This window comes from Vreelandella sp. ssv, from assembly GCF_059448525.1.
In genome coordinates this window covers 35,903-61,425 of the sequence record NZ_CM182545.1, presented here as the reverse complement: position 1 = coordinate 61,425, position 25,523 = coordinate 35,903, and the positions used below count along the sequence as shown (strand labels likewise).

Genomic DNA, 25,523 nt, shown 5'->3' with positions numbered 1-25,523 from the left:
AGACCCCTTGGGTGTTATAGGGTCAAGCCTCACGGGCCATTAGTACACGTTAGCTCAACGCCTTGCAGCGCTTCCACACCGTGCCTATCAACCAGCTGGTCTCGCTGGGCCCTTCAGGAGGCTCTAGGCCTCAGGGATGTCTCATCTTGAAGGGGGCTTCCCGCTTAGATGCTTTCAGCGGTTATCCCGTCCGACCATAGCTACCCGGCAATGCCACTGGCGTGACAACCGGAACACCAGAGGGTCGTCCACTCCGGTCCTCTCGTACTAGGAGCAGCCCTTCTCAAACATCCAACGCCCACGGCAGATAGGGACCGAACTGTCTCACGACGTTCTAAACCCAGCTCGCGTACCACTTTAAATGGCGAACAGCCATACCCTTGGGACCGACTTCAGCCCCAGGATGTGATGAGCCGACATCGAGGTGCCAAACACCGCCGTCGATGTGAACTCTTGGGCGGTATCAGCCTGTTATCCCCGGAGTACCTTTTATCCGTTGAGCGATGGCCCTTCCATACAGAACCACCGGATCACTAGAACCTGCTTTCGCACCTGCTCGACGTGTCTGTCTCGCAGTCAAGCACCCTTATGCTCTTGCACTCAATGCACGATGTCCGACCGTGCTGAGGGTACCTTCGTGCTCCTCCGTTACTCTTTAGGAGGAGACCGCCCCAGTCAAACTACCCACCACACACTGTCCTCGATCCGGATAACGGACCTGAGTGAGAACGCCAATGATGCCAGGCTGGTATTTCAAGGTTGGCTCCCTCCGAACTGGCGTCCAGAGTTCAAAGCCTCCCAGCTATCCTACACAGGCAACATCAGCGTCCAGTGTGAAGCTATAGTAAAGGTTCACGGGGTCTTTCCGTCTAGCCGCGGGTACACCGCATCTTCACGGCGATTTCAATTTCACTGAGTCTCGGGTGGAGACAGCGTGGCCATCATTACGCCATTCGTGCAGGTCGGAACTTACCCGACAAGGAATTTCGCTACCTTAGGACCGTTATAGTTACGGCCGCCGTTTACCGGGGCTTCAATCAAGAGCTTCGCCTTGCGGCTAACACCATCATTTAACCTTCCGGCACCGGGCAGGCGTCACACCCTATACGTCCGCTTGCGCGTTAGCAGAGTGCTGTGTTTTTAATAAACAGTTGCAGCCACCTGGTATCTTCGACCGGTTCGGGCTAGGAGAGCAAGTCTCTTCACCCTACGCCGGCGTGCCTTCTCCCGAAGTTACGGCACCATTTTGCCTAGTTCCTTCACCCGAGTTCTCTCAAGCGCCTTGGGATTCTCACCCTGACCACCTGTGTCGGTTTGGGGTACGGTCGCACATGATCTGAAGCTTAGAGGCTTTTCCTGGAAGCGTGGCATCAGTGACTTCCTGACCGTGGTCAGTTCATCTCGTGTCTCGGCCTTAAAGGATCCCGGATTTACCTAAGATCCAAGCCTACTCACTTTCACCAGGACAACCAACGCCTGGCTCACCTAGCCTTCTTCGTCCCCCCATCGCAACCATGTCCGGTACGGGAATATTGACCCGTTTCCCATCGACTACGCCTTTCGGCCTCGCCTTAGGGGCCGACTCACTCTGCTCCGATTAGCGTCGAACAGAAACCCTTGGTCTTCCGGCGAGGGAGTTTTTCACTCCCTTTATCGTTACTCATGTCAGCATTCGCACTCGTGATACCTCCAGCAGACTTCTCAATCCACCTTCATTGGCGTACACGACGCTCCTCTACCGCTCATCCCTAAGGATGAACCCGTAGCTTCGGTACCTGGTTTAGCCCCGTTACATCTTCCGCGCAGGCCGACTCGACTAGTGAGCTATTACGCTTTCTTTAAAGGATGGCTGCTTCTAAGCCAACCTCCTAGCTGTCTGAGCCTTCCCACATCGTTTCCCACTTAACCAGGATTTCGGGACCTTAGCTGACGGTCTGGGTTGTTTCCCTTTTCACGACGGACGTTAGCACCCGCCGTGTGTCTCCCACGCGTTACTCACCGGTATTCGGAGTTTGCCTCGGGTTGGTAAGTCGGGATGACCCCCTAGCCGAAACAGTGCTCTACCCCCGGCGGTACTACGTGAGGCGCTACCTAAATAGCTTTCGAGGAGAACCAGCTATCTCCGAGCTTGATTAGCCTTTCACTCCGATCCACAAGTCATCCAAATCTTTTTCAACAGATCCTGGTTCGGGCCTCCAATTGATGTTACTCAATCTTCACCCTGCTCATGGATAGATCGCTCGGTTTCGGGTCTATATCCAGCGACTGTGTCGCCCAGTTAAGACTCGGTTTCCCTACGGCTCCCCTATACGGTTAACCTCGCCACTGAATATAAGTCGCTGACCCATTATACAAAAGGTACGCAGTCACAGAACAAGTCTGCTCCTACTGCTTGTACGCACACGGTTTCAGGATCTATTTCACTCCCCTCTCCGGGGTTCTTTTCGCCTTTCCCTCACGGTACTGGTTCACTATCGGTCAGTCAGGAGTATTTAGCCTTGGAGGATGGTCCCCCCGTCTTCAGTCAAGGTTTCTCGTGCCCCGACCTACTCGATTTCACATGATCAGATTTTCGACTACGGGGCTATCACCCGCTACGGCCAGACTTCCCAATCTGTTCGCCTAATCATTCACATGCTTAAGGGCTGGTCCCCGTTCGCTCGCCGCTACTAGGGGAATCTCGGTTGATTTCTTTTCCTCAGGGTACTTAGATGTTTCAGTTCCCCTGGTTCGCCTCTTACACCTATGTATTCAGTGTAAGATACTGACCTTATGGCCAGTGGGTTTCCCCATTCAGAAATGTCCGGGTCACAGGTTGTTGCCACCTCACCGAACCTTATCGCAGGCTACCACGTCTTTCATCGCCTCTGACTGCCTAGGCATCCACCGTGTGCGCTTCATTGCTTGACCCTATAACCCGAAGGAGTCTGGATGTCGCAATGATCACGTTTCATTTTGCCGGATACGCTTGAGACGTATCACAATTTAAGAAGCACTTCTTGCGAAGTGTTCTTGTCAGCATGATATACATTGTTAAAGAGCGACTGCTATAAGCAGTGATAAGCGTTCTTTCATAGTAAAAAAGAAAAAGACCTTTAAGACCTTAAAAGCTATTTTTTTCTTTTAACGTGAAAAAATCAGAGCCACTTATCACTGCGTATCAACAGCATTCTGATCAGGTAATTCATTGTGGACGCTTACTGACTGTGACGCATCGTTTAAGGAGGTGATCCAGCCGCAGGTTCCCCTACGGCTACCTTGTTACGACTTCACCCCAGTCATGAACCACACCGTGGTGATCGCCCTCTTGCGTTAGGCTAACCACTTCTGGTGCAGTCCACTCCCATGGTGTGACGGGCGGTGTGTACAAGGCCCGGGAACGTATTCACCGTGACATTCTGATTCACGATTACTAGCGATTCCGACTTCACGGAGTCGAGTTGCAGACTCCGATCCGGACTGAGACCGGCTTTAAGGGATTCGCTGACTCTCGCGAGCTCGCAGCCCTTTGTACCGGCCATTGTAGCACGTGTGTAGCCCTACCCGTAAGGGCCATGATGACTTGACGTCGTCCCCACCTTCCTCCGGTTTGTCACCGGCAGTCTCCTTAGAGTTCCCACCATTACGTGCTGGCAAATAAGGACAAGGGTTGCGCTCGTTACGGGACTTAACCCAACATTTCACAACACGAGCTGACGACAGCCATGCAGCACCTGTCTTACAGTTCCCGAAGGCACACCAGAATCTCTTCCGGCTTCTGTAGATGTCAAGGGTAGGTAAGGTTCTTCGCGTTGCATCGAATTAAACCACATGCTCCACCGCTTGTGCGGGCCCCCGTCAATTCATTTGAGTTTTAACCTTGCGGCCGTACTCCCCAGGCGGTCGACTTATCGCGTTAACTTCGCCACAAAGTGCTCTAGGCACCCAACGGCTGGTCGACATCGTTTACGGCGTGGACTACCAGGGTATCTAATCCTGTTTGCTACCCACGCTTTCGCACCTCAGTGTCAGTGTCAGTCCAGAAGGCCGCCTTCGCCACTGGTATTCCTCCCGATCTCTACGCATTTCACCGCTACACCGGGAATTCTACCTTCCTCTCCTGCACTCTAGCCTGACAGTTCCGGATGCCGTTCCCAGGTTGAGCCCGGGGCTTTCACAACCGGCTTATCAAGCCACCTACGCGCGCTTTACGCCCAGTAATTCCGATTAACGCTTGCACCCTCCGTATTACCGCGGCTGCTGGCACGGAGTTAGCCGGTGCTTCTTCTGCGAGTGATGTCTTTCCTAATGGGTATTAACCACTAGGCGTTCTTCCTCGCTGAAAGTGCTTTACAACCCGAAGGCCTTCTTCACACACGCGGCATGGCTGGATCAGGGTTGCCCCCATTGTCCAATATTCCCCACTGCTGCCTCCCGTAGGAGTTCGGGCCGTGTCTCAGTCCCGATGTGGCTGATCATCCTCTCAGACCAGCTACGGATCGTCGCCTTGGTGAGCCATTACCTCACCAACTAGCTAATCCGACATAGGCTCATCCAATAGCGGGAGCCGAAGCCCCCTTTCTCCCGTAGGACGTATGCGGTATTAGCCTGGGTTTCCCCAGGTTATCCCCCACTACCGGGCAGATTCCTATGCATTACTCACCCGTCCGCCGCTCGTCAGCATCTAGCAAGCTAGATCTGTTACCGCTCGACTTGCATGTGTTAGGCCTGCCGCCAGCGTTCAATCTGAGCCATGATCAAACTCTTCAGTTTACAATCATTGTGATCCTTACTCGTCACCCGAAGGCAACAAAAGCGAATCAAACTTGGCTCAAGGTTCAAACGAATTCATTTCAATTTACATTGTCATGACCGCTTGCCTTGATATTTGGTGATTTGTCACCAACGTCAGCAAGCGCCCACATGAATTACCTGATCAAATTGTTAAAGAGCGTTTCGCTGCTGGGGTTACTGTGAAAGCAACCGGCTTGCCGTTGACTTGGCTTGCCTCAGCGAGGAAGGCGTATTCTACGCATTTCCTGGCGGTTGTCAATATGCGATTTTCAAAACCGCTAACTCGTTGACTAACCAAGGCTTTTACACCTTATTCACCGCTGGTAACGCTAGGCGTCCCCGGCAGCGGATGCGTACTCTACGGACTCACTGGCGAGTTGGCAAGGGGTTTTGTAGAAAAATGACAGATTAGTAGTTTTTCGCGAATTAAAGCCCTTCGGCGTCAGCCTTATTGGCGGTTACACTAGTGTTATCTATCACCTTATCGAGATCCGCCATGAGCCACCATCTGCTAACTGTCGACTCATTAAACCGCGAAAGTGTTGATCATTTACTGCGTGTTGCTGCGCGCATGGAGCCAATTGCTCAGCGGCACCAAGTGACACGTGTGTTAGAGGGGGCGGTACTCGGTAATCTTTTTTTTGAAGCCAGCACACGAACAAGGGTGAGTTTTAACGCCGCCTTTTGCCGTTTAGGCGGCAGTGTGTGCGACACAACAGGCTTTACCTTCTCCTCTATGGCGAAGGGAGAGTCGCTATACGATACCAGCCGTGTAATGAGCGGTTACTGCGATGCGATTGTGATGCGTCACCCCGACCAAGGCTCAGTAGCTGAATTTGCCGCAGCGACCAACGTACCGGTGATTAATGGTGGTGATGGCCCTGGCGAGCATCCCAGCCAAGCACTACTTGACCTTTATACGATTGATAAAGAGTTTCAGCGCCTGGGTAAATCACTGACCGGTGCGCATATCTTACTTACCGGCGACTTGAAGTACGGCCGGACCGTCCATTCACTGATTAAGCTTTTATCGCTCTATGGCCCGCTGCGCATTACGCTGGTTTCACCGCCAGGCCTTGAGATGCCTTCCAAGCTGATTGACTTAGTGGCCTCTCGCGGCCATCGCATCGAGCAGCGTGATTCACTTGCGAGTGATTTTGCCGATTTAGATGTGGTGTACACCACGCGAATTCAGAAAGAGCGCTTTACCGACGAGATGAACGAGAGCTTTCAGGGGCTCTCTGATGACTTTATGGTGAACCGCGATTTTCTCGATCACCGCTGCAGCCAAAGCACCATTGTGATGCACCCACTCCCCAGGGATAGCCGCCCCGGTGCGAATGATTTAAATGTGGACCTTAACGGCGACCCGCGTCTGGCGATTTTCCGCCAAACCGATAACGGTATCCCCATGCGAATGGCGATTTTCGCGACACTCTTGAATGTCGATGCGCTAATCGAAAAAGAGCTGCGCCCCGTGCGCTGGTACGTACCCACCCAAACGGGCACACTGGATCGTTAAAGCGCACAAGTTTAAGGGCAGGAATTTCAAGTTAGGGACTTATTAGGACTTATAAAGAAAGGCGCCCGCCAGGCAAGCCTTCCTGGTGGGCGAACCAGCCCTCAAGAATAAGAATGGCCGCAATGCCATCGACGCTATCTTGGCGATAGTTGCCTTTATGGCCCGCCTCGCGAGCAATTAGCTTGGCTTCTCGCGTGGTGCCACGCTCGTCGACCATTTCACACGGTTTACCAAAGCGACCATGCAAACGATTACCGAACTTGCGGGCGCGAGTGCTCATCTCTGACTCGCTGCCGTCCATATTAAGCGGCAGCCCCACCACTAACAGATCCGGCTGCCACTCGCTAAGCAGCCGCGTCACGACATTCCAATCGGGAATCCCATCCCTTGCCGTCAGCGGAGTGAGCTCGCGTGCACTCCGCAGTAGCTCGTTACCCACCGCCACACCGATACGCCGAGTGCCGTAGTCAAAGGCCAGGATTAAACGCTGCCCCACTTCGGCCATCAGGCGTGCCCCGCGTCTCGGGTCATTAGGTTAAGATCGATACCGAGTAAACCAGCCGCCGCCGTCAAGCGCTCAACGGGAGGTGTATTGAAGAGTACGCTGCTCTCGGCTTCTACAGTTAGCCAACTGTTCTCCTTCAGTTCCTCTTCCAGTTGCCCCACTTCCCAGCCCGCGCAGCCTAAGCAGACTAAAAAATGCTCTGGCCCCTCGCCTGCGGCAAAGGCCTGAAGAATATCCAGCGAGGTGGTCAGCGCAATGCCATCCTCTACCTGGATACTCGAGTCCCACTGCTGGCTATCGCCAACATGCAGGATGAAGCCACGGTCTTTATGCATCGGCCCACCGTAATAAACCGGCGCATTACGGTGTGGACTTGTTTCACCACCTAATTCCAACTGATCAAACAGGGCCTCAAGCGTGATCTCTAACGGTCGGTTAGTAATCACCCCCATACAGCCGTTGGTATCATGATCGCAAAGATAAATCAGACTACCGGCAAAATTAGGATCTTCTAAATGCGGCATCGCCATTAGAAAGTGATGTTTCAAACTTTGCATGCGTCTCCCACTGCCTGCTGGCGTCTCAGCAGGCATAGCGTAATAAGTGTCATTATAAGAGTGAAGTCGTGCTTAGGCTAAGCGGCGCTCGATGGCATCGAGCAGTAGACCGGCAATATTAGTGCCCCGCTGATCATCAATTTCACGAACACAGGTGGGGCTGGTGACGTTGATTTCAGTAATGTAGTCACCGATAACATCGAGGCCCACGAACATTAGGCCCTTTTCACGAATCATCGGCTGCACCTGCTGAATCAGCCAATAGTCACGCTCGGTGAGCTCGCGGCTTACGCCTCGACCACCGGCGGCCAGATTGCCACGGGTTTCGCCAGCCGAGGGAATACGTGCCAAGCCATAAGGTACTGGCTCACCATCGACCAATAGAATACGCGTGTCGCCATCCTTAATTTCCGAAAGATAACGCTGCGCCATGATTTGCCGTTTACCACGCAAAGAGAGCTGCTCTATCACCGCGCCAATATTGCGACCCTCTGGACCGATATGAAAGATACCGGTGCCACCCATTCCATCCAGCGGTTTAAAGATCACATCGCCATGTTCCGCGTGGAAAGCACGCAGCACATCTTCACGGCTCGCGACGATGGTAGGGGCACAGCATTGAGGGAACTGCTGGGCAAACAGCTTTTCATTACACTGCAACAACGCCGCCGTGGGGTTAACCACCAACACACCCTCGCGCTCGGCAAAGCCGAGCAGGTGAACAGCGTTGATAAATTCAGCATCGACGGGCGGGTCTTTACGCATCAGCACGACATCAAGCTCAACCAGTGGACGCGCAGAGGGTTCGCCCAGGTCGTACCAGTGATTCGGATCGCGATGCACCGTTAACGGCCGCATGCTTGCGTAGGCTTGCCCCGCATTTAAGAAAAGATCTTCCTGCTCCATATAGTGCAGGGTATAACCACGCTCCTGGGCAGCCCATAGCATGGCCATGGTGGTATCTTTCTTGTAAGCGATGTCGCTGATGGGATCCATCACAACGCCGAGATGCAGATTTGATTGGCTCATCGGGGCACTATCCAAACATGAACAATAGAGGCCCAGTATGCCGCACTGCCCGCCCGGCTCCAACTGCCCCAGCTAACTACTCGCTCAGCGCGCCAGGCACTAAGCGAATAGCGTCAGGCTCCAATGTGATCAATTGCTGCTTATAAAGCCGCCCAATGGCTTGTTTATAGGCACTTTTACTCACGCCTAAGCGGGCCTTAACTTCATGGGCCGGGCTTTTGTCTCCCAGCGCCAAATAGCCGCCGCTTTCACGCAGTGCTTGTAATATCTTATCGCCCACTACATCTAAACGAGCGGCTCCTGGCGGTAGCAAAGAGATATTTAAGCGGCCATCTTCGCGACGCTGCTTCACATAACCTTTAACGGACTGACCACGGCGCAATGGCTGAGTGACATCGTCCTGGTAAATAAGCCCCCAGTAGCGGTGATTGACCACTACCTTCATGCCCAAATCGGTACGCTCCGCCACGACGACAGCGACTTCGTCGCCTTTCTCCATAGCCCAGGCGTCATCGGTCAAAAATCGATCCAGCTTCATCGACGCCACTGGCCGGCCCTGGTCGTCGCTATATAGCATGACCAGTACACGTTTACCGGGATCAGGGCGGAAGTGCTGCTCGCTAAACGGCAGCAACACATCCTTCGGCTGCCCCCATTGCAAAAATGCGCCAATGTTATTGACGGCCGTGACCGTTAGATATGCCACTTCACCCAACTGGGCAGATGCATCGCTGGCGGATCGAGGGGATGAGTGTGACTCACGGACCATGGGGTGACATCCTTCAAAAATAGATGAACATTATGGTGTGTTCAGGGCGCAAGGCAAAGCGCGGCGGTATAAAAGTGCAGGGGGGGATAAATGCGTAGTGGGATCAGGGAGAAGGCTGTTAAGAGTAAAATAGAAGCCTACGTTGATAGTAAGTCCTTACAAATCACCAAAATAGTGCTGTAGCAATGAAAGCGCCACCACCGGTGCCGTCTCCGTACGCAATACTCGAGGCCCTAGGGTAAGAGTCGTAAAGGTAGCCGTTTGGGCAGCAGCGATATCGCTCTCGCTCAATCCCCCTTCCGGGCCGATAAGCAGCGCTACCGACGTCGGGCGGTCTTGGCGATCAAAGGCATTGCCGGTAGCCAAATGCAGCATCAGGCGCAGTGGCTCTTGTCGTTGTTCTAGCCATGCCTGGAGTGCCATGGGCGGATGTACGGGTGGTACTACCGCGCGCCCGCTTTGCTCGCAGGCGCTGGCAGCCACCGCTTGCCAGTGCAACAGCTTTTTCTCTTCACGGTCGCCTTTCAATCGCACATCGCCACGCTCGGTGTAGAGCGGCGTAATGGCAGAAACGCCAAGCTCGACGGCCTTTTGAATGGCGTAATCCATTCGGTCGCCCTTAGAGATGGCTTGGCCCAGATGGACAGATAGCGGCGACTCGCCGCTTCCGGACCATATTGCCTCAACACGCGCCACTGTCTGCTTGCGGCCTACCTCCACCAAACGAACGCCCGCCTCATACCCTTGCCCGTCAAACAGCACTAGTGGCGTACCTTCACCCATGCGCAGTACACGTGTGGTATGACGAGCCGGTCCTTCAGGCAATACAACGTCACTGCCCACTGCAAAAGCAGTGGGCACATAAAAACGTGGCATTTTGCCATGCTGGGCATACCAATCAGCGGCACTCATTACTTAGTGAGTGTTCTCTGCTGCTTGCTGTGCTTGCTGAGCTTCGCGCTGCTTACGCTGGGCATACATCGCTTCGAAGTTAACCGGCGCCAGCATCAACGGCGGGAAGCCACCGCGGTTGACTAGATTATCTACGCACTCACGGGCATAGGGGAACAGCAGGTTAGGGCAGAATGCGCCTAAGGTTTGTTCCAGCTGTGCACCTTCGATACCGGCAATGCGGAACAGGCCGGCCTGTTCAACTTCAGCCAGGAAAGACGTTGTGCCCGTTTCGTTATCGTTCACCTGAGCGGTCACTTTGACAACGACTTCGTACTGGTCGTCAGCAATTTTGGTGCTCGTGGTGTTCAGGTCCAAATTCACCTTGGGCTTAAACGACTGCTTAAACACTGAGGGCGAATTGGGCGCTTCAAACGAAATGTCTTTTACATAAATGCGCTGCAGCGAAAATTTAAGCTGCGGTTTTTCGTCTGATGCGGCACCGGCCTGCGGGGTGTTGTTATCTTCCGCCATGAGAAAACTCCTAATTATTTATTAAATAAATATAGCTATGGTTACTTCTTAACCACCGGAAGGCCATCGCCTTGCCACTGCGCCATACCGCCTCTTAACTTATAAGCGCGCTCAAAGCCAGCCTTGGCGAGTTTGGCCTGTGCGGCACCGGAACTCTGGCCATGTTTGCATACCACAATGATCGGCTGGGCTTTCACTTTATCCAGTTCGTTCATGCGGCTATCGAGGTTGCTTTGCGGAATGTTGCGCGCACCTGCGATATGCCCGGCTTTGAAATCCTTGCTTTCACGGATATCCAGCACCACCGCATCTTCGCGGTTAATAAGCTGAGTGGCCTGCGAGGCGGTCAGTGCATTTGTCGAGGCACTGCGCGTTTCATAAATAATCCACGCAATTAGCACCAGCAAAAATACCCCAACCAGCAGGGGGTGGTTCTGTACGAATTCGAACACCTGATCGATCATCGCGAACACAATCTCTTGGTCAATGCAGAAAAAAGCGGCCTAACCGCTGCCAAAACGCGACAAGTATACACGTCAGATAGCTTCCCGCGCAGGTCTTGATCATGACGCCTGGCAGTTGCCTGCGTTATGATGCCCCAAGCGTGCGCCCGTCGCGACCCCGAATTATCGAGTCACTCGGCTTGCCAATCTTAACGAGGTTTTTATGGATACTTCTCGTACCCCGCGCCCAGTGGCGCTGATTATTCTCGACGGCTACGGCCACAACCCCGATAGCGACCATAATGCAGTGGCTGCTGCCCATAAACCGGTAATGGATAGACTGTGGGAGAGCCGTCCCCACGCCTTCGTTCACACCGATGGCCTTAATGTGGGTCTCCCCGAAGGCCAGATGGGCAACTCGGAAGTCGGGCATATGAATATTGGTGCCGGACGTATCGTTTATCAGGATTTCACGCGTATAAGCAAGGCAATCAAAGACGGCGATCTGGATGTGAATGAAAACCTCACCCAGCCGATTGACGAAGCCGTCGCTAACGGTCGCCCGGTGCAGTTAATAGGACTGCTCTCCCCCGGCGGTGTACACAGCCATGAAGACCATTTTATTGCCATGGCAGAGCTTGCCGCCCGCCGTGGCGCGCAGCGTATTTTTGTTCATGCCTTTCTTGATGGCCGCGATATGCCCCCCCAAAGCGCCCTGGCCTCGATAGAGCGGGTCAATGCTCGCTTGGCAGAATTGGTGGGCGCTGATAACGGTTTTGTGGCCTCGATTATTGGCCGTTTCTACGCCATGGATCGTGACAATCGCTGGGAACGCGTCGAGCAAGCCTACCGCCTGCTCACCGATGGTCACGCGGAGCACTATGCCTCCAGCGCCGAAACCGCGCTACGCGACGCTTACCAGCGTGGTGAAACCGACGAATTTGTGGCTGCCAGCAGCATACCCCTGAAGGATAGCCCTATTACCCTGCAGGATGGGGATGCAGCGATTTTCCTTAACTTCCGCTCTGATCGTGCCCGTGAGTTAACCCGCGCTTTTGCCGAGCCAGACTTCAAAGGCTTTGAGAGGCGTTCGTGCCCTAAGCTTGCCGGTAAAGGGTTAGTAATGATGACCCAATACGCCGCTGACATACCTGCGCCTGCCGCCTTCCCGCCATCGGACCTTAATGACACCCTGGGCGAGGTCGTCGCCAAGCGCGGTCTGAAACAGCTGCGTATTGCAGAAACAGAGAAGTACCCCCACGTTACCTTCTTTTTTTCAGGTGGCCATGAAGCCGAGTATGAGGGCGAAGAGCGCATTTTGGTGCCCTCGCCACGCGACGTCCGCACTTACGATGAAAAGCCAGAAATGAGTGCATTTGAAATAACCGATAAGCTTGTCGACGCCATTGATGGCGGCAGCTTCGACTTTATCGTTTGCAACTACGCCAACGGCGACATGGTGGGCCATACCGGTGACTTTGACGCGGCGGTAAAGGCCATTGAAACCGTCGATACCTGCGTGGGCCGCGTTGTCGAAGCCATTGAGCGCGCTGGTGGTGCTTGCTTGATTACCGCCGATCACGGTAACGCAGAACAGATGGTGCACCCTGAAACAGGCGCCCCACAAACTGCTCACACGACGTTCGTAGTGCCACTCATCTATGTGGGTGATTCCGCTGCCACTTTAGAGGAGGGCAAGCTGTGTGATCTGGCGCCCACGCTGCTGACCATGATGAATCAGAAACAGCCCGAGGCGATGACGGGTAAATCCCTGATTCATTACAAGTAGTGCTCATGCGGCCATCTTTAGCACTGATACTCCTGCTGGCGTTGAGTTATACGCCAGCAGGCGTTGCTCAGCAGGATGAAGGGGCGGCGCGCCAGCAATTGGATGCAATAGGCCAAGAGATCGAATCCGTTGCGCAACGCCTCAGCGCGACCGGTGAGGCACGAGATAGCGCCGAGCGCGAGCTTCAACAAGTCGAAACGGAGCTGGCCGAAACACACCAGCGATTGGATACCCTGCAAGCTGAGCGCCGCCAGCTCAACGATGAAACGACCCAGTTACGCCAGCATCGCGACCGATTGGAGAGTGAGCGTACCGATCAGTACGCAGCACTGGGTCAACAGCTTTCAGCGCTTTACCGTTTAGGTCCAACGCCGCAGCTCAAACTGCTCCTGAATCAGGGCGACCCTGCAGAGCTTGATCGTATGCAAGCGTATATGAACCGGTTAACGGAAGCGCGCAACCGCCGTCTCAATGCCATCGCCCGCCTAGATACGGCACTCGCCGATACCCAGAAGGAGTTAAGTGAGCGACAAGTCCGTCTCGATAGTTTGGCTGATGAGCTAGAAGAGCAAAGCGCTTTATTGGCCCAGCGCACTACCGAACGGCGGGGCGTTGTTTCCAACCTGGATGACCGCTACGGCAGTGAAGAGGAGCGGCTGGCAGATCTTAATCAGAGCCGCGAAGAGGCCGAACGTGTACTGCGCAATATTCAGGCGGAGATGGCACAACTTGCTGAACCCACGCCCACTACGCATATTGTAAGTACCCAAGGTGATTTGCCTTGGCCGGTACAAGGCGCCATCAGCAGCAGTTTTAACCACCGCGACGGCGTGCACTATAACGGCATCGTCATTCAAGCTAGCGCGGGCACCCCTGTTACTGCGGTTCATGCCGGACGGGTGGTATTTGCTGATTGGATGCGCGGGTTTGGCAATTTGCTGATTATCGATCACGGCGATCAAATCATGACGCTGCATGCCCACCTGCAGCAGTTCAGCGTTAGGCTTGGCCAGCAGGTCAGCCGTGGCGATGAAATTGGTCGCGTAGGCAATAGCGGTGGTCAAACCCGCGCGGCGCTCTACTTTGAAGTCCGCCGCGGCGGAGAACCAATTAACCCACAGCGTTGGATTGCGCGCCGCTGACGGGATAAGCTGCACTACTATTGATGTCTCAGCGCTAGATGCTGCTTCAACGAATGCTTCAACTAATGTTCTAACTACAGGGTGGCACGCCATGTCGCTACCTATCGCCTTGCGGAGTCTGCATGACGCTATCTGTTACCGAGGTATCGGCCCCCGCCAAGCGCCTCTTGGCTACCCTGCTGCCGATTGCTTTGCTGTCGGCCCCGCTGCCGCTGCTCGCCCAGCAATCCGATAGCAGCGCGCTGCCATTGGAAGAGATTCAGACTTTTGCTGAGGTGTTCGAGCGCATTAAGCGTGCCTACGTTGAGGAAGTCGACGATCGCACGCTGTTGCGTAATGCCATGCGTGGCATGCTCAGCGAGCTGGATCCCCACTCCGCCTATCTAGACGAGGAAGAGTATCAAAGCTTAAGAGAGTCAACGCAGGGTGAATTTGGCGGCATTGGTATCGAAGTAGGCACTGAAAATGGCCAGCTAATGGTGATTACGCCGATTGATGACACCCCAGCTTCCCGCGCGGGGCTGTTGTCCCGCGATGTGATTGTTGCCATCGACGGCACACCTACTGACGGCATGTCCCTCCAAGAAGCCGTCACGCTGATGCGCGGCGACCCGAACACCGAACTCCGCATTAGCGTGCTGCGTTCAGGAGAAGAGACGCCGCGGGAGTTTATCCTTACCCGCGAAATCATTCGTAGCGAAAGCGTTAAGCACGAACTTTTGGAATCTGGCTACGGTTACCTGCGAATTAGCCAATTCCAATCGCGCACGCCGGAACAAGCTCGTGACGCACTTGCGCAAATGGCGCGTGAGCAGCCGCTGGAAGGTTTGATACTCGATTTACGTAATAACCCCGGCGGCGTGCTGCAAGCCGCCGTCGGCATTGCTGATTTGTTCCTGGATGAAGGGCTCATCGTATATACCGAGGGACGCCTTTCGGATACCGAGATGTCATTCTCCGCCTCATCCACTACCCCCGCTGGCGATGTACCCCTGGTCGTGTTGATTAACGGCGGCAGTGCTTCAGCGGCGGAAATTGTCGCTGGTGCACTGCAAGACCAACGGCGCGGCGTGATCATGGGCACCGATAGCTTTGGCAAAGGGTCTGTGCAGCAGATTATGCCACTAGGTAATGGCGAGGGATTAAAGCTCACCACGGCGCTCTACTACACCCCTAACGGGCGTTCAATTCAAGCACAGGGCATTGAGCCGGATGTGGAAGTAGTGCGCGGTCGCTTGGAAGTAGCCGAAAGCCGCCGTGAAGTTCGCGAAGCCGACCTTGAAGGACATCTAAGCGCCCAACAGGCACCCCGGGATCGCCAGGAAATGGCCGAGCGACTACTCGACGATTACCAGCTCAGTGAAGCGCTTAACCTACTGAAGGCTCTCAACGTCGTCGACCGTCGCCGGGGTTAATTAACGGCAAGTAAGCGGCAGGCGGCCGCGCTCTCCGGTCGCCTGCCGCATCAATACCCGCTTCAATGGAACCAACTGGTTCATGCCACTCATGCCCAAGTTTCGCGCCAGTGTAAGCGCCGGGTCGTGGCTGCCAAACAGTACCTTAAACCCTTTCATCAATCCCAGCATGGCGCTGTTATCAAAGCGGCGTCGACGTTCATAGCGCTTCAATGTGCTTAACGCTCCCCAGGGCGCACCGCGCTGCCAGGCATTCACCACCTCTTCGGCCAAGACCGCCGCATCCATAAGGCCTAAATTGACGCCCTGGCCCGCCAGCGGATGAATGCTGTGGGCAGCGTCCCCTACTAGCGCGAAGTGCGGCTGCACATAGTGGCGGGCATGGCGCTGCACTAACGGAAAGCGATGGGCTTTATCGCAGACCGTTACCTCACCTAGGCGGTAGCCAAACGCCTCGCCTAACGCTTCCCCAAGTGCTTCGCGGGATAATTCACTAAGCTCGGCGGCATGCTCCGGTGTGGTCGACCATACGATGGAGCAGTAATGATCATCGCCTTCTACCGTTAAAGGCAGGAACGCCAGTGGGCGGCCGTCGATAAACGCTTGGCGTGCTTTACCGCTATGGGGCTTCGCACATCGTACCGTCGTTACAACAGCCTCTTGCTGCATATCGTCACTGGCCACCTCAATACCGGCCATTTCGCGCAGCAACGAGTGGGCGCCATCGGCCGCGATGATTAACGGCGCGTGTAGCTGGCGTCCATCGTCAAGTATGAGCCAATCGCCGCGAGAGGCATTAGCATGAGTGCTGGTGCGCTGCAGTGCGTGCAGGCGAACACCAAAAAAAGGTGTAACGTTGGGATGGTCAATCACTTGGTTATTCAGTGCGGCCAGAGTAATAGCGTTCTCAACAATATGTCCTAGCACTGCCACTCCCGCCTCATCCGCAGAAAAAGCGATCTCCCCGCTCCCTTCGGCATCCCATACCTGCATACCTCGGTAGGGCGTTACGCGTGTTTTCTGCATAGCGGGCCAGGCACCCAAATGGGCCAGCAGGCGCTGGGAGACGGGTGTTAGCGCACTGACCCGCGGGGTAGGCAGCTTCTTAGTGGCCTGATCAAGGCTGAGCGGCACAGACTGGGCCTCAACGAGGGCGACCTGCATACCCGCTTGAGCTAACAGCGCGCATAGCGCCGTGCCGACCATACCGCCGCCGACAATCACCGCCTCAAAGCTTTCGACCGGCGGCTTCGCTGATGACCTTTCCGTATGCATAACAATCCTTTTAGTAGCATCAGTAAGCTTTTTAAAAACCCAAGACGTTGCCTGAAAAGCCAGCGGGCAACGGGCAGCTCAGCGCTCTAACCCCATCGCACGCCTGGCAAGCCCCCGGCGCAGTGGCCCCACTAGATTCAGGCCAATTAATCCGGCGGCACGGGCATGCGGCAATAACGGGAAAGAGAGTCCGAATAGCCTGACGAGACCATCGCTAAAGCGAATAACGTTGGCGCGATCATGAGAGCGCTGTTTCTCAAAGGCTTGCAGGGTGGTCATACCACCCAGTGGCCGACTGGCCTGCTCACCCTGCTCCAGCGCTTCGACAAGATCCATTACGCCACGTAAAGCCAGGTTAAACCCCTGCCCCGCAACTGGATGCAGGGCGTGAGCCGCGTTGCCTAGCACCGCCAACCCAGGCCGTACGGGCTCTTCTGCGGTGACCAACGAAAGAGGATAAGCGTGCCGAGCGCCAACCTGCGTAAACCGCCCGACTCGATCGCCAAACGAACGCTGAAGCTGCAGTAGAAATTCCCGCTCGGAAAGCGCCATACGCGCTTGCTCGCTGCCACTGGGATGCGTCCAAATCAGCTCCATGGCTTGGCCCGGCAGGGGCAACAGCGCCATCGGCCCTTGCGAGGTAAAGCGCTCGTAAGCCACCCCACCATGGGGCTGGCTCACGCCCACATGGGCAATTAGCGCCGTTTGTTCGTACGATTCACGACGACTGCCAATCCCTAGCTGCTCTTTGAGCCCCGATCGTCCGCCATCGGCCAGTACCGTTAGCCCTGCGGTTAGCTGGCTACCATCTGAGAGCTGTAGATGATGCCCGTTTGCCACAGGAGTCAGCTGCTCAACCTTCGCCGGGCAATGCCACTCCAGCGGCAGCTGGGCAAGCCGTTGGTGCAGAACACGCCCCATCCAGGCATTGGGAATCACGTGGCCAAGGGCAGCCACCCCCAGCTCTTCAGCGCTCAGCCGAGTCGCTCCCAAGCGGCCACGCTCACTAATATGAATGCGCTTGATCGGCGTGGCCTCACCCCGCATCGCTTCCCACACGCCTAACTGTTGGAAACGTTGAGCCGAACCTTCGGCAATCGCACTGGCCCGTGCATCAAAACTGGGTTGCCAGGCGCTTTCTAACGACTGCGCTGTTAATGGCGATGACTCTATGACCGCGACGCGCCACCCGTAACGCTCGATCAGCGGCGCAAGTGCACAACCTAAGCTAGCGCCTACTAAGCCACCGCCCACAATTACGATGTCATGGGTGAGCGTTCGACCCGCCGCTTGACTCGTCGCTTGTTTAGACCCCTGCATAGGCTTTTCCCTCTGAATACCGCCACACCCCAAAAGCAACTAATAATTCGTAATGTAATTTACATAAGGGCTGCTTGACGCATTCGCTGCTGGTTACTATTTAGCCATTAAGGCTTCAATATCGTCGATCTGTTTGGGCACCTTCGCCGTCAACACGTCATGCCCTTCGGACGTCACGACCACATTGTCTTCAATACGAATACCTATGCCGCGAAATGCATCAGGAATATCGTTATCGTTGGGAATATAAAGACCTGGCTCTATGGTGAGCACCATACCGGCGACCAATGGGCGAGGCGTTTGCTCATCTAGCCGATAGGTGCCGACATCGTGTACGTCCAGCCCTAGCCAGTGGGAGGTCGAGTGCAGATAAAAGCGGCGATAGCTCTCGTCATCGATACGCGCCTGAACCTCGCCTTCCAGTAGCCCAAGTTCAATCAGCCCGGTAGTTAAGTCATGCACCACGCCGTGGTGGATATCAGCAAGGGTAGCTCCCGGCTGAACCGCGCTGACCGCGCGTTGCTGTGCATTTAGTACGACTTGATAGAGCGCCCGCTGGGCATCACTAAATCGCCCAGCCACCGGAAACGTGCGGGTGATATCACCGGCATAAAGCTCAAACTCAGCGCCTGCATCAATCAGCACTAAGCCGTCTTCACATAGCGGTGCGCTGTTTTCAATATAGTGCAGTACGCAGGCGTTGGCACCGCTTCCCACAATCGTACTGTAGGCAGGACCACTGGCTCCTTGCCAGACAAACTCATGCTCTAATTCAGCCTGGAGCTGAAACTCGCTCAGCCCCTGGCGCGACACCTGCATGGCGCGCCGGTGAGCATGGGCAGATATCAGCGCTGCATGCCGGAGCAGGGCAATTTCAGCGTCACTTTTGATTAGCCGCATGGCGTGAATCAGCGGACTGATGTCCAGCCAACCTTTTAACAACGGCCGTCCGCGCCTCAGCCCGGCCTGGGCTTCTTGTAAAGCATCTTCAGCCATACTGACAGCTTCAGCATTGTCTAGCGGCAGATAAAGCAGCTCGCGCCCTGCTAACAATTCGGTCAGCCGATCATCGCGTGCAGCGTTTTCAAATGCCTGATCAATACCATGTTCAGTCACCACCCCCGCTGCACCCAGACGGCGACCGGTCCACGCTTCCATGGTGGGGTCACGATCCTGACAGAACACCACGCTCTCACCATCGGCCCGTCCTGGGAGCAGCACCAGCAGAGCATCCGGCTCTCGAATGCCGGTCAGGTAATAAAAATCACTGTTCTGGCGGAAGGCAAATTCGCTGTCACGTGAGCGGGTCATTAGCCCCGCTCCGGGAAGCACCACGGCAGCGTTATCCGGCAGTTGGGCCATTAGAGCGTCGCGGCGGTGGCGATACTCGGCCACGCTGATCGAAGGGGGGCGAGGTAACAACGTAGGTAACACAGGGTCGGGCAGCATAGCGGCTCCTATCTACACAACGGGATTAGTGAACGGGCGCATCCGTTTGCTCGACTTGCGGCATTCCTGGGTGCTGCTCGGTATAGAGCAACATAGCGGCCATGCGGGCATGCTCGGTCAGCGCAAACAGATCATTTTCGTTTTCGGGGCTGTCGTCGATATCAGTATCCATACGTCCTAACGCCTGCAAATCATCAATCGCCTCACGGAGCGCCTGAGACCAGCGCTCGCGCATCTCGCTGTCCACCACTTCCTCGACCACTTCGATAAAGCCCAGTGTCCATTCTTTAAGTCCTTGCGCCTGCTCACCCAGGGAAAACAGCTCGTCGGGTAGTAGTGGCGTATAGTCGAGATCGCTGGCGCTGAGCGCCTCTACGGTTTGCCGCCGCCAGCCTAATAACCGCTCGGCGCTTGGCTGATCGCGTGGCTGCTCAACGCCTAAGCTCTGGCAGACTTCGTCCAACCAGGCTTCTGCCGTCACATCGCGCAGTGCAAGCAGCGCACATAACCGGCCATCCAAAAATGCCGGAGACTGCATACTGCTATGCAGTAGAAAAACATCAGCCACATCAGAGAAATCCTGACGTTCATCAATCAATGACATAATAGTTAGTAACCTCATATTCACTGGGTGTGTGGGCGGATAGGGTGACGGCAATGGTACAAGATGCTCTCGCTCGCGCGTTGACCGCACACAAGCGCCTCTCTTATAGTGAACGACACCTATCTTCCTATGCTGTGATGTTAACGCATTGGGCCCCTCGCTGGCCCGTGCTGGAGTCTTTGATGAGCAACGCCAAGCGGCCAACCAAAGAAATAACCCTGTTAGGGCGCGGCTATATCATTGCCTGCGATACCGGCGAAGAAGCCAAACTTGAGCGCGCCGCGCGCTATTTGGATCGTGCCATGCAGGGCATCAATGCCCAAAGCAGCGTTCTGGGGAGTGAGCGTGTGGCGATTATGGCGGCCCTCAATATCACCCACGAGCTGCTTGAGGCGATGGATGAACACCGTGTCGGTGAAGAGAACCTGAACCGATTGAATAATCGCCTTGAACGGGCGTTAGCCAAAACACGCCAGCCCTAAGCATTGTCTATATGCGCTGTAAACGGTCTAAAAGTCACTGCGAACGTTTAACCCAGACCTTTGGCATTAGCTGTCGCTCTGTTAGGATGGCTGAGTTCTCTGGGGTGTACGCCAGTCGTTATAGTCCCTCGAGCCTATGCGTAATACCCAGGGGGCCAAATGCTAGCCAGGCCCGTGTGCATGTCCGTGCGTCGGAAAGCCTGACGGTCTGGCTGCGGCCACCCACCTGAACCAGTAGGTTCAGGGCCAGAATGACAGCGGCACTCTGGAGAACACCCAAAATCTAGGGTATTTGAAAACCTAGGGTATGCGAAAAATATAGGGAATAAGAGAACATCTGCATGGAAAGCCTCCCTCTGGACGACGAGAAGCGCGCACTCCGACGCTCTTTACGTCACCAACGCCGAGCCCTTCCTGAGCATGAGCAGCGCCTTGCTGCACAGCGCTTGTGTCAACGATTGAAAACCCTGCCTGAAATCCGCCGCGCGCAACGCTTGAGCCTCTATCTGCCTGTTAATGGCGAAATTGACCCTACCCCGCTAATTCCCTGGTTACGCAAACGAAGCGTCGAACTCTACCTGCCGGTATTAAGGCCCTTTAGCGACAATATTTTATGGTTTGTGGCTTATCGCCCGGATACACCAATGGTGCAAAACCGTTTTGGTATTTGGGAGCCTGATAGGCAATTCAGTGCACAACGACGCAATCGACTGCCCGCTTGGGCCTTAGACACCCTGATTGTGCCGCTAGTGGGGTTTGATGCTAACGCTAACCGCATGGGCATGGGAGGCGGATTTTATGACCGTAGCTTAGCGTTTATGCACCGTCCTGGCCCATCGCCTACCTTGATTGGCATCGCCCATGCATTTCAGCAGGTGGCTTCTCTACCCGTGGAGCCCTGGGATGTGCCCTTACGAGCTGTCGTCAGTGACCAAGGCTGTGTGCGACGTGCATAAACTGTCCATGAAAAAGGGCTGAACCTTAAAAGGATCAGCCCCATCATTGATATCTGTCACCCGGGTTAACAGCGTTATAGCAACTCGTTGTTGGAGTTAACTCCCCGACAACGCCTGCGCATAACCGGTAGCGAGCACACCCAATGCAAACACCACCATCAACGCCATTACCATATCAGGCTTCTTACGCCGCATGCCGCTTCTCCAACACCTTTGCTGTTACCGAATGTGTTAAATCTGCCAGTCCTTGTTGCTGCAAATGTAATTGCAAACAGGATGGCAAATTTGATTAATTTCAGTGACGACTATAGGGCTATTTAGGCACTGCTGACAACTGCCTGAGTAAAATTTTTTAACCTCTTTCAAAACGTTTTAGTAACGTTATGTTACTAGCAGCGCTGGCGTATAGCGTAAGCAACCACTTACACACCACTATTGTCTATTGCGCGGCAGCACTAGGCCATGAACAGACGATAAGCAGGGTTATCGCTCTCGCGCCAATAGCGGTAGCCGATAGCATCTAAATAATCAGCCACGTGGGTACGGTCGCCGTTGGGCACTTGCATGCCCACCAACACGCGGCCATAGGCAGCGCCATGGTTGCGATAGTGAAACAGCGAGATGTTCCAGTCGTGTGGCAACTGCGTTAAGAAATTCATTAGCGCGCCTGGGCGCTCGGGAAACTCAAAACGGTACACTTCTTCTTCGAATCGTTCGCTGGGGCGTCCGCCGCTTAAGTGACGAATATGCAGCTTCGCTAACTCATTATCAGTCAGGTCTTCTACCTGATAACCGCCCTCCCGCAATTTCTCTATCACTGCTAAACGATCTTCACCGCCAGGCTTCACCTGAATGCCCACATAAATATGCGCTTCGCTGCTATCGGCGTAGCGATAGCTAAATTCGGTCACCATGCGCTTGCCTAGCGTGCGGCAAAACTTTTTAAAGCTGCCGGGTTTCTCGGCGATGGTTACGGCTAGAATCGCTTCACGCTGTTCACCAAGCTCCGTACGCTCGGCGATGTGTTGTAAGCGATCAAAGTTAGTATTCGCGCCAGAGTTAATGCACAGCAACGTCTCGCCTTCGGCGCCGGTCTGCTGAATATATTTTTTCAGACCTGCCAGCGAGAGCGCACCGGAGGTTTCCGCTACCGCACGAGTATCCTCAAAAATATCTTTTACTGCGGCGCACATTTCATCGGTATTGACGGTAATAACACCATCAATTAGATCTTTTATGAGCGAAAACGGTACTTCGCCAATTTGCGCTACGGCCACACCCTCAGCAAAGACGCCTACTTGGTCGAGTATGACCCGCTCGCCGGCTTCCAGGGCGGCTTTTAAGCAAGCGCTATCTTCGGCTTCGACACCAATCACTTTAATATCTGGGCGCAGGTACTTCACATAGGCCGCCACACCGGCGATTAACCCACCGCCGCCAACGGGCACAAAAATGGCATCCAAGCGTCCAGTGTGCTGACGTAAGATTTCCACTCCGATAGTGCCTTGACCGGCCACCACGTCGATATCATCAAATGGCGGAATATAGGTGTAGCCGTGCTCTTTGATCAATTCCTGAGCATGCTCGGCAGCAGCAGCAAAGGCGTCGCCTTTGAGGATGACCTTGGCGCCCCGGGCACGCACAGCCTGCACCTTGATGTCCGGAGTGATCCGAGGCATCACAATCACCGCTTTGACGCCCATCAGCTTGGCGGCCATGGCCAGCCCTTGAGCATGATTACCGGCGGAAGCGGCAATTACCCCTTTGTCTTTTTGAGCCTGGGTGAGCTGGGCCATTTTGTTATAGGCGCCGCGGATCTTGAACGAAAAAACCGGCTGTAGATCTTCGCGCTTAATCAAAATATGGTTGTTGAAACGACGCGACAAAAAGGGGGCAGGGGAAATCGGGGTCTCACAAGCGGCTTCATATACGCGGGCTTGGAGGATCTTTTTGACGGTTGCTTCGAGCATGCGGGTATCCCAAGGGAAGTACGTGAACGGACAAAACTTTTATTGGTAGCAGATTACGCATAGCGGCGTCTAGCCACGTCTCCATCGGCAGGCAACGTTTAGGTCGCTATACTGGCGCGACTCACTCTTACTTCTAACTCTCCGCTGACTCACAAGGCTTACTATGAACCAGGATGAATTGAAGGCCGCCGTGGCGGACGCCGCCATTGCAGAAATTAAATCTCAATTAGAAAAGGATACCATCTTAGGCATTGGAACCGGCTCTACAGCCAACTTGTTTATTGATCGCCTGGGGCCTTTGCGTCATCTTTTTAAAGGCGCGGTGGCCAGCTCTGAAGCAAGCGCTCAGCGTCTTGAGAAGTTGGGGATTGACGTATTTGAGCTCAACAGCGTTGGCACCGTTCCTTTTTACATCGATGGAGCAGACGAAGTAAATGCTAACTTACACATGATTAAAGGCGGGGGCGCTGCGCTTACCCGCGAGAAAATCGTGGCTGCCTGTGCCCAACGCTTTATCTGCATTGCTGATGGCTCAAAATACGTGCCTAAGCTCGGTAATTTTCCGCTGCCGGTAGAAGTCATCCCCATGGCGCGCTCCTACGTCGCTCGTGAGCTTGTCGCATTGGGAGCCGAACCAGTTTATCGGCAAGGGGTAGTCACTGATAACGGTAATCAAATTATCGATTGCTATGAATTTATGATCGAAGATCCAGTGGCCATGGAAGCGCGCATCAACGCTATCGTCGGCGTCGTTACCAATGGTTTATTTGCCGCCCGTGGCGCTGATGTTCTTCTGTTGGGTAAAGCAGAGGGTGTCGAGCGCATAGCGTTAAGCTAACCCTCTTGTCATTGTTTAATAAGTGATTCTTAAGCTGGGCCAGGGTAGCAACCTGACCCAGCATTTGTTGATAGCGTCTCACGCCACTACGAAGCCTGCATCGGTATTAAAAAATCCCCATCCTCGTTGTAGAAATATCAGCTCCCAGAAACTTGTATCTAAATGTAAATAAGACAAGCTTTAAAGATACATCTTGTTTCAAAGCACGCTGGTTAGCACCTTGGCTAACTTAGGAATTGTGCTAACCGGGAGTAAGACCATGCGAACGCTTCCTCATCACATACTTGTCACAGGCGGTGCAGGGTTTATTGGTTCTCATAGCGTTGAGTTGCTCCTCGACAATAACGTCAACGTTCGGGTGCTGGATAATCTCTCCTCTGGTCGTTTAACCAACCTTCCTTCGCATCCACAACTTGAAGTGGTCGTGGGCGATATTCGCAACAGTAATGACGTCCAGGCTGCCATGCTAGGCATTACACACTGCCTTCATCTTGCTGCACAGGTATCTGTTGCCAACTCTGTGGAGGATCCCATTGGCTCGGCAACGCATAACATTTTAGGTGCCCTGAATGTTATGCATACCGCAGCAAAAGCGAAGGTCAGCAAGCTGGTCTACGCATCGTCAGCCGCTGTCTATGGTATTCCCGCCCAGCTACCACTGCTGGAAGAGGCAGCCCTACACCCCCTCTCACCTTACGGTTTGGAAAAGTGGGTAGATGAACGTTATGCGGCACTATTAGGCAGCCTGCATGGTTTACCCAGCTTAGGACTTCGTTACTTCAATGTTTATGGTCCCCGGCAGGATCCAAGCTCGCCCTATGCTGGTGTCATAGCGCGTTTTATTGATCGACTGTTGAGCCAACAAGCCCCCGTTGTGTTTGGCGATGGTTATCAATCTCGTGATTTTATTTACGTAGGCGATATTGCTCGCGCCAACATGGCTGCGCTGCTCAGCCCACAGTGCGGGGTGTGTAACGTTGCGACTGGTCAGCAGATTGATTTGCTGGGCTTAATCGAACTACTTGGCCAACTCACTGACTGCCATTTAGCGCCGCAGCACCTGCCCGCTAAAGCGGAAGATATTCGTTATTCCTGTGGCAATAACCAACGTTTATCAGACTGGTTGATGATTGATCCACAGTGGACATTAACGGAAGGGCTAAGCGAACTGGTTCGTTATGTACGCAATTCTTATTTTTCCCATAATGAGCAGGCCACCAGAAGAGCCTAGGGAATGCCTTTTCCACTACCTTCATTATT

Annotated in this window: 20 protein-coding genes, 2 rRNA genes and 1 other RNA gene; 9 read left to right on the top strand and 14 right to left on the bottom strand. The window is 54.4% G+C overall.

Annotated features, from left to right (window positions below; genetic code table 11):
- Positions 1 to 18: 18 nt before the first annotated feature.
- Both AC5TBW_RS00245 and AC5TBW_RS00240 read right to left on the bottom strand, forming a co-directional pair.
- A 23S ribosomal RNA gene (locus AC5TBW_RS00245) occupies positions 19 to 2,910 on the bottom strand.
- A 309-nt stretch (positions 2,911 to 3,219) separates the two neighbouring features.
- Positions 3,220 to 4,752, bottom strand: a 16S ribosomal RNA gene (locus tag AC5TBW_RS00240).
- The 16S and 23S rRNA genes sit together here, the layout of an rRNA operon.
- Before the next feature lie 517 nt (positions 4,753 to 5,269).
- On the opposite strand from AC5TBW_RS00240, the gene AC5TBW_RS00235 reads away from it, so the two are divergent.
- The gene (locus tag AC5TBW_RS00235) at positions 5,270 to 6,295 is read left to right on the top strand and encodes an aspartate carbamoyltransferase (protein WP_495510205.1); all 1,026 of its coding nucleotides are present in this window, start codon (positions 5,270 to 5,272) and stop codon (positions 6,293 to 6,295) included.
- A 49-nt stretch (positions 6,296 to 6,344) separates the two neighbouring features.
- On the opposite strand, the gene ruvX is transcribed toward AC5TBW_RS00235, so the two are convergent.
- The 7 genes from ruvX to AC5TBW_RS00200 form a co-directional block, all read right to left on the bottom strand.
- Complete coding sequence (ruvX, locus tag AC5TBW_RS00230; RefSeq protein ID WP_495510204.1) at positions 6,345 to 6,800, bottom strand: Holliday junction resolvase RuvX; 456 nt, start codon at positions 6,798 to 6,800, stop codon at positions 6,345 to 6,347.
- Positions 6,800 to 7,357 carry a YqgE/AlgH family protein gene (locus AC5TBW_RS00225; protein ID WP_495510203.1) on the bottom strand — a complete coding sequence of 186 codons (558 nt, stop codon included), beginning with the start codon at positions 7,355 to 7,357 and terminating at the stop codon, positions 6,800 to 6,802. Before AC5TBW_RS00225 ends, ruvX begins: the two co-directional genes overlap by 1 nt.
- A 72-nt stretch (positions 7,358 to 7,429) precedes the next feature.
- The gene (gene gshB / locus AC5TBW_RS00220) at positions 7,430 to 8,386 is read right to left on the bottom strand and encodes a glutathione synthase (protein WP_495510202.1); all 957 of its coding nucleotides are present in this window, start codon (positions 8,384 to 8,386) and stop codon (positions 7,430 to 7,432) included.
- A 76-nt stretch (positions 8,387 to 8,462) separates the two neighbouring features.
- Positions 8,463 to 9,155, bottom strand: a complete 693-nt coding sequence (locus AC5TBW_RS00215) for a CvfB family protein (RefSeq protein WP_495510201.1) — start codon at positions 9,153 to 9,155, stop codon at positions 8,463 to 8,465.
- A 156-nt stretch (positions 9,156 to 9,311) separates the two neighbouring features.
- Entirely contained in the window at positions 9,312 to 10,067 is a 756-nt protein-coding gene (locus AC5TBW_RS00210; RefSeq protein WP_495510200.1) for a 16S rRNA (uracil(1498)-N(3))-methyltransferase, read from the bottom strand.
- Positions 10,068 to 10,070: 3 nt separating this feature from the next.
- Positions 10,071 to 10,580 carry a protein-export chaperone SecB gene (secB, locus tag AC5TBW_RS00205; RefSeq protein ID WP_495510199.1) on the bottom strand — a complete coding sequence of 170 codons (510 nt, stop codon included), beginning with the start codon at positions 10,578 to 10,580 and terminating at the stop codon, positions 10,071 to 10,073.
- A gap of 41 nt (positions 10,581 to 10,621) precedes the next feature.
- Positions 10,622 to 11,044, bottom strand: a complete 423-nt coding sequence (locus AC5TBW_RS00200; protein ID WP_495510198.1) for a rhodanese-like domain-containing protein — start codon at positions 11,042 to 11,044, stop codon at positions 10,622 to 10,624.
- A 202-nt stretch (positions 11,045 to 11,246) separates the two neighbouring features.
- Here AC5TBW_RS00200 and gpmI point away from each other — a divergent pair, with 202 nt between their 5' ends.
- From gpmI to AC5TBW_RS00185, 3 genes are all read left to right on the top strand, one after another.
- Positions 11,247 to 12,812 (top strand): 2,3-bisphosphoglycerate-independent phosphoglycerate mutase, encoded by a 1,566-nt coding sequence (gpmI, locus tag AC5TBW_RS00195; RefSeq protein ID WP_495510197.1) that lies wholly within the window; start codon positions 11,247 to 11,249, stop codon positions 12,810 to 12,812.
- A 5-nt stretch (positions 12,813 to 12,817) separates the two neighbouring features.
- A complete protein-coding gene (locus tag AC5TBW_RS00190; RefSeq protein WP_495510196.1) occupies positions 12,818 to 13,954 on the top strand; it encodes a murein hydrolase activator EnvC family protein in 1,137 nt (378 codons plus the stop codon).
- Between the two features lie 122 nt (positions 13,955 to 14,076).
- A complete protein-coding gene (locus AC5TBW_RS00185) occupies positions 14,077 to 15,369 on the top strand; it encodes a S41 family peptidase (RefSeq protein WP_495510195.1) in 1,293 nt (430 codons plus the stop codon).
- Here AC5TBW_RS00185 and AC5TBW_RS00180 read toward each other — a convergent pair whose 3' ends face one another.
- The 4 genes from AC5TBW_RS00180 to AC5TBW_RS00165 form a co-directional block, all read right to left on the bottom strand.
- Positions 15,370 to 16,644: a UbiH/UbiF/VisC/COQ6 family ubiquinone biosynthesis hydroxylase gene (locus tag AC5TBW_RS00180; protein ID WP_495510194.1), complete on the bottom strand. Its 1,275-nt coding sequence runs from the start codon at positions 16,642 to 16,644 to the stop codon at positions 15,370 to 15,372.
- Positions 16,645 to 16,722: 78 nt separating this feature from the next.
- A complete protein-coding gene (gene ubiH, locus AC5TBW_RS00175; RefSeq protein ID WP_495510193.1) occupies positions 16,723 to 17,964 on the bottom strand; it encodes a 2-octaprenyl-6-methoxyphenyl hydroxylase in 1,242 nt (413 codons plus the stop codon).
- A gap of 96 nt (positions 17,965 to 18,060) precedes the next feature.
- Positions 18,061 to 19,398 carry a Xaa-Pro aminopeptidase gene (gene pepP, locus AC5TBW_RS00170; RefSeq protein ID WP_495511885.1) on the bottom strand — a complete coding sequence of 446 codons (1,338 nt, stop codon included), beginning with the start codon at positions 19,396 to 19,398 and terminating at the stop codon, positions 18,061 to 18,063.
- A gap of 40 nt (positions 19,399 to 19,438) precedes the next feature.
- Positions 19,439 to 20,017, bottom strand: coding sequence for a UPF0149 family protein (locus tag AC5TBW_RS00165; protein WP_495510192.1), 579 nt, complete (start codon positions 20,015 to 20,017; stop codon positions 19,439 to 19,441).
- Between the two features lie 182 nt (positions 20,018 to 20,199).
- Between AC5TBW_RS00165 and AC5TBW_RS00160 the strand changes: the two genes are divergently transcribed.
- The 3 genes from AC5TBW_RS00160 to AC5TBW_RS00150 all read left to right on the top strand — a co-directional run bounded on the left by AC5TBW_RS00160 (position 20,200) and on the right by AC5TBW_RS00150 (position 21,455).
- Positions 20,200 to 20,499: a cell division protein ZapA gene (locus tag AC5TBW_RS00160; RefSeq protein ID WP_495510191.1), complete on the top strand. Its 300-nt coding sequence runs from the start codon at positions 20,200 to 20,202 to the stop codon at positions 20,497 to 20,499.
- Positions 20,500 to 20,592: 93 nt separating this feature from the next.
- A non-coding RNA gene (ssrS, locus tag AC5TBW_RS00155) (6S RNA) lies at positions 20,593 to 20,775 on the top strand.
- 65 nt (positions 20,776 to 20,840) lie between these two features.
- On the top strand, positions 20,841 to 21,455 hold the full coding sequence (locus AC5TBW_RS00150; RefSeq protein ID WP_495510190.1) for a 5-formyltetrahydrofolate cyclo-ligase: 615 nt from the start codon (positions 20,841 to 20,843) through the stop codon (positions 21,453 to 21,455).
- 455 nt (positions 21,456 to 21,910) lie between these two features.
- On the opposite strand, the gene ilvA is transcribed toward AC5TBW_RS00150, so the two are convergent.
- Positions 21,911 to 23,425 carry a threonine ammonia-lyase, biosynthetic gene (gene ilvA, locus AC5TBW_RS00145; RefSeq protein WP_495510189.1) on the bottom strand — a complete coding sequence of 505 codons (1,515 nt, stop codon included), beginning with the start codon at positions 23,423 to 23,425 and terminating at the stop codon, positions 21,911 to 21,913.
- Between the two features lie 163 nt (positions 23,426 to 23,588).
- On the opposite strand from ilvA, the gene rpiA reads away from it, so the two are divergent.
- Entirely contained in the window at positions 23,589 to 24,263 is a 675-nt protein-coding gene (rpiA, locus tag AC5TBW_RS00140) for a ribose-5-phosphate isomerase RpiA (RefSeq protein WP_495510188.1), read from the top strand.
- A 259-nt stretch (positions 24,264 to 24,522) separates the two neighbouring features.
- Positions 24,523 to 25,494 carry an NAD-dependent epimerase/dehydratase family protein gene (locus tag AC5TBW_RS00135; protein ID WP_495510187.1) on the top strand — a complete coding sequence of 324 codons (972 nt, stop codon included), beginning with the start codon at positions 24,523 to 24,525 and terminating at the stop codon, positions 25,492 to 25,494.
- Positions 25,495 to 25,523 lie beyond the last annotated feature (29 nt).

Excerpts from the sequence above, each read along its gene's own strand:
- AC5TBW_RS00235 (WP_495510205.1), top strand. The coding sequence starts at position 5,270 with ATGAGCCACCATCTGCTAACTGTCGACTCATTAAACCGCGAAAGTGTT.
- ruvX (WP_495510204.1), bottom strand. The coding sequence starts at position 6,800 with ATGGCCGAAGTGGGGCAGCGTTTAATCCTGGCCTTTGACTACGGCACT.
- AC5TBW_RS00225 (WP_495510203.1), bottom strand. The coding sequence starts at position 7,357 with ATGCAAAGTTTGAAACATCACTTTCTAATGGCGATGCCGCATTTAGAA.
- gshB (WP_495510202.1), bottom strand. The coding sequence starts at position 8,386 with ATGAGCCAATCAAATCTGCATCTCGGCGTTGTGATGGATCCCATCAGC.
- AC5TBW_RS00215 (WP_495510201.1), bottom strand. The coding sequence starts at position 9,155 with ATGGTCCGTGAGTCACACTCATCCCCTCGATCCGCCAGCGATGCATCT.
- AC5TBW_RS00210 (WP_495510200.1), bottom strand. The coding sequence starts at position 10,067 with ATGAGTGCCGCTGATTGGTATGCCCAGCATGGCAAAATGCCACGTTTT.
- secB (WP_495510199.1), bottom strand. The coding sequence starts at position 10,580 with ATGGCGGAAGATAACAACACCCCGCAGGCCGGTGCCGCATCAGACGAA.
- AC5TBW_RS00200 (WP_495510198.1), bottom strand. The coding sequence starts at position 11,044 with ATGATCGATCAGGTGTTCGAATTCGTACAGAACCACCCCCTGCTGGTT.
- gpmI (WP_495510197.1), top strand. The coding sequence starts at position 11,247 with ATGGATACTTCTCGTACCCCGCGCCCAGTGGCGCTGATTATTCTCGAC.
- AC5TBW_RS00190 (WP_495510196.1), top strand. The coding sequence starts at position 12,818 with ATGCGGCCATCTTTAGCACTGATACTCCTGCTGGCGTTGAGTTATACG.
- AC5TBW_RS00185 (WP_495510195.1), top strand. The coding sequence starts at position 14,077 with ATGACGCTATCTGTTACCGAGGTATCGGCCCCCGCCAAGCGCCTCTTG.
- AC5TBW_RS00180 (WP_495510194.1), bottom strand. The coding sequence starts at position 16,644 with ATGCATACGGAAAGGTCATCAGCGAAGCCGCCGGTCGAAAGCTTTGAG.
- ubiH (WP_495510193.1), bottom strand. The coding sequence starts at position 17,964 with ATGCAGGGGTCTAAACAAGCGACGAGTCAAGCGGCGGGTCGAACGCTC.
- AC5TBW_RS00165 (WP_495510192.1), bottom strand. The coding sequence starts at position 20,017 with ATGTCATTGATTGATGAACGTCAGGATTTCTCTGATGTGGCTGATGTT.
- AC5TBW_RS00160 (WP_495510191.1), top strand. The coding sequence starts at position 20,200 with ATGAGCAACGCCAAGCGGCCAACCAAAGAAATAACCCTGTTAGGGCGC.
- AC5TBW_RS00150 (WP_495510190.1), top strand. The coding sequence starts at position 20,841 with ATGGAAAGCCTCCCTCTGGACGACGAGAAGCGCGCACTCCGACGCTCT.
- ilvA (WP_495510189.1), bottom strand. The coding sequence starts at position 23,425 with ATGCTCGAAGCAACCGTCAAAAAGATCCTCCAAGCCCGCGTATATGAA.
- rpiA (WP_495510188.1), top strand. The coding sequence starts at position 23,589 with ATGAACCAGGATGAATTGAAGGCCGCCGTGGCGGACGCCGCCATTGCA.
- AC5TBW_RS00135 (WP_495510187.1), top strand. The coding sequence starts at position 24,523 with ATGCGAACGCTTCCTCATCACATACTTGTCACAGGCGGTGCAGGGTTT.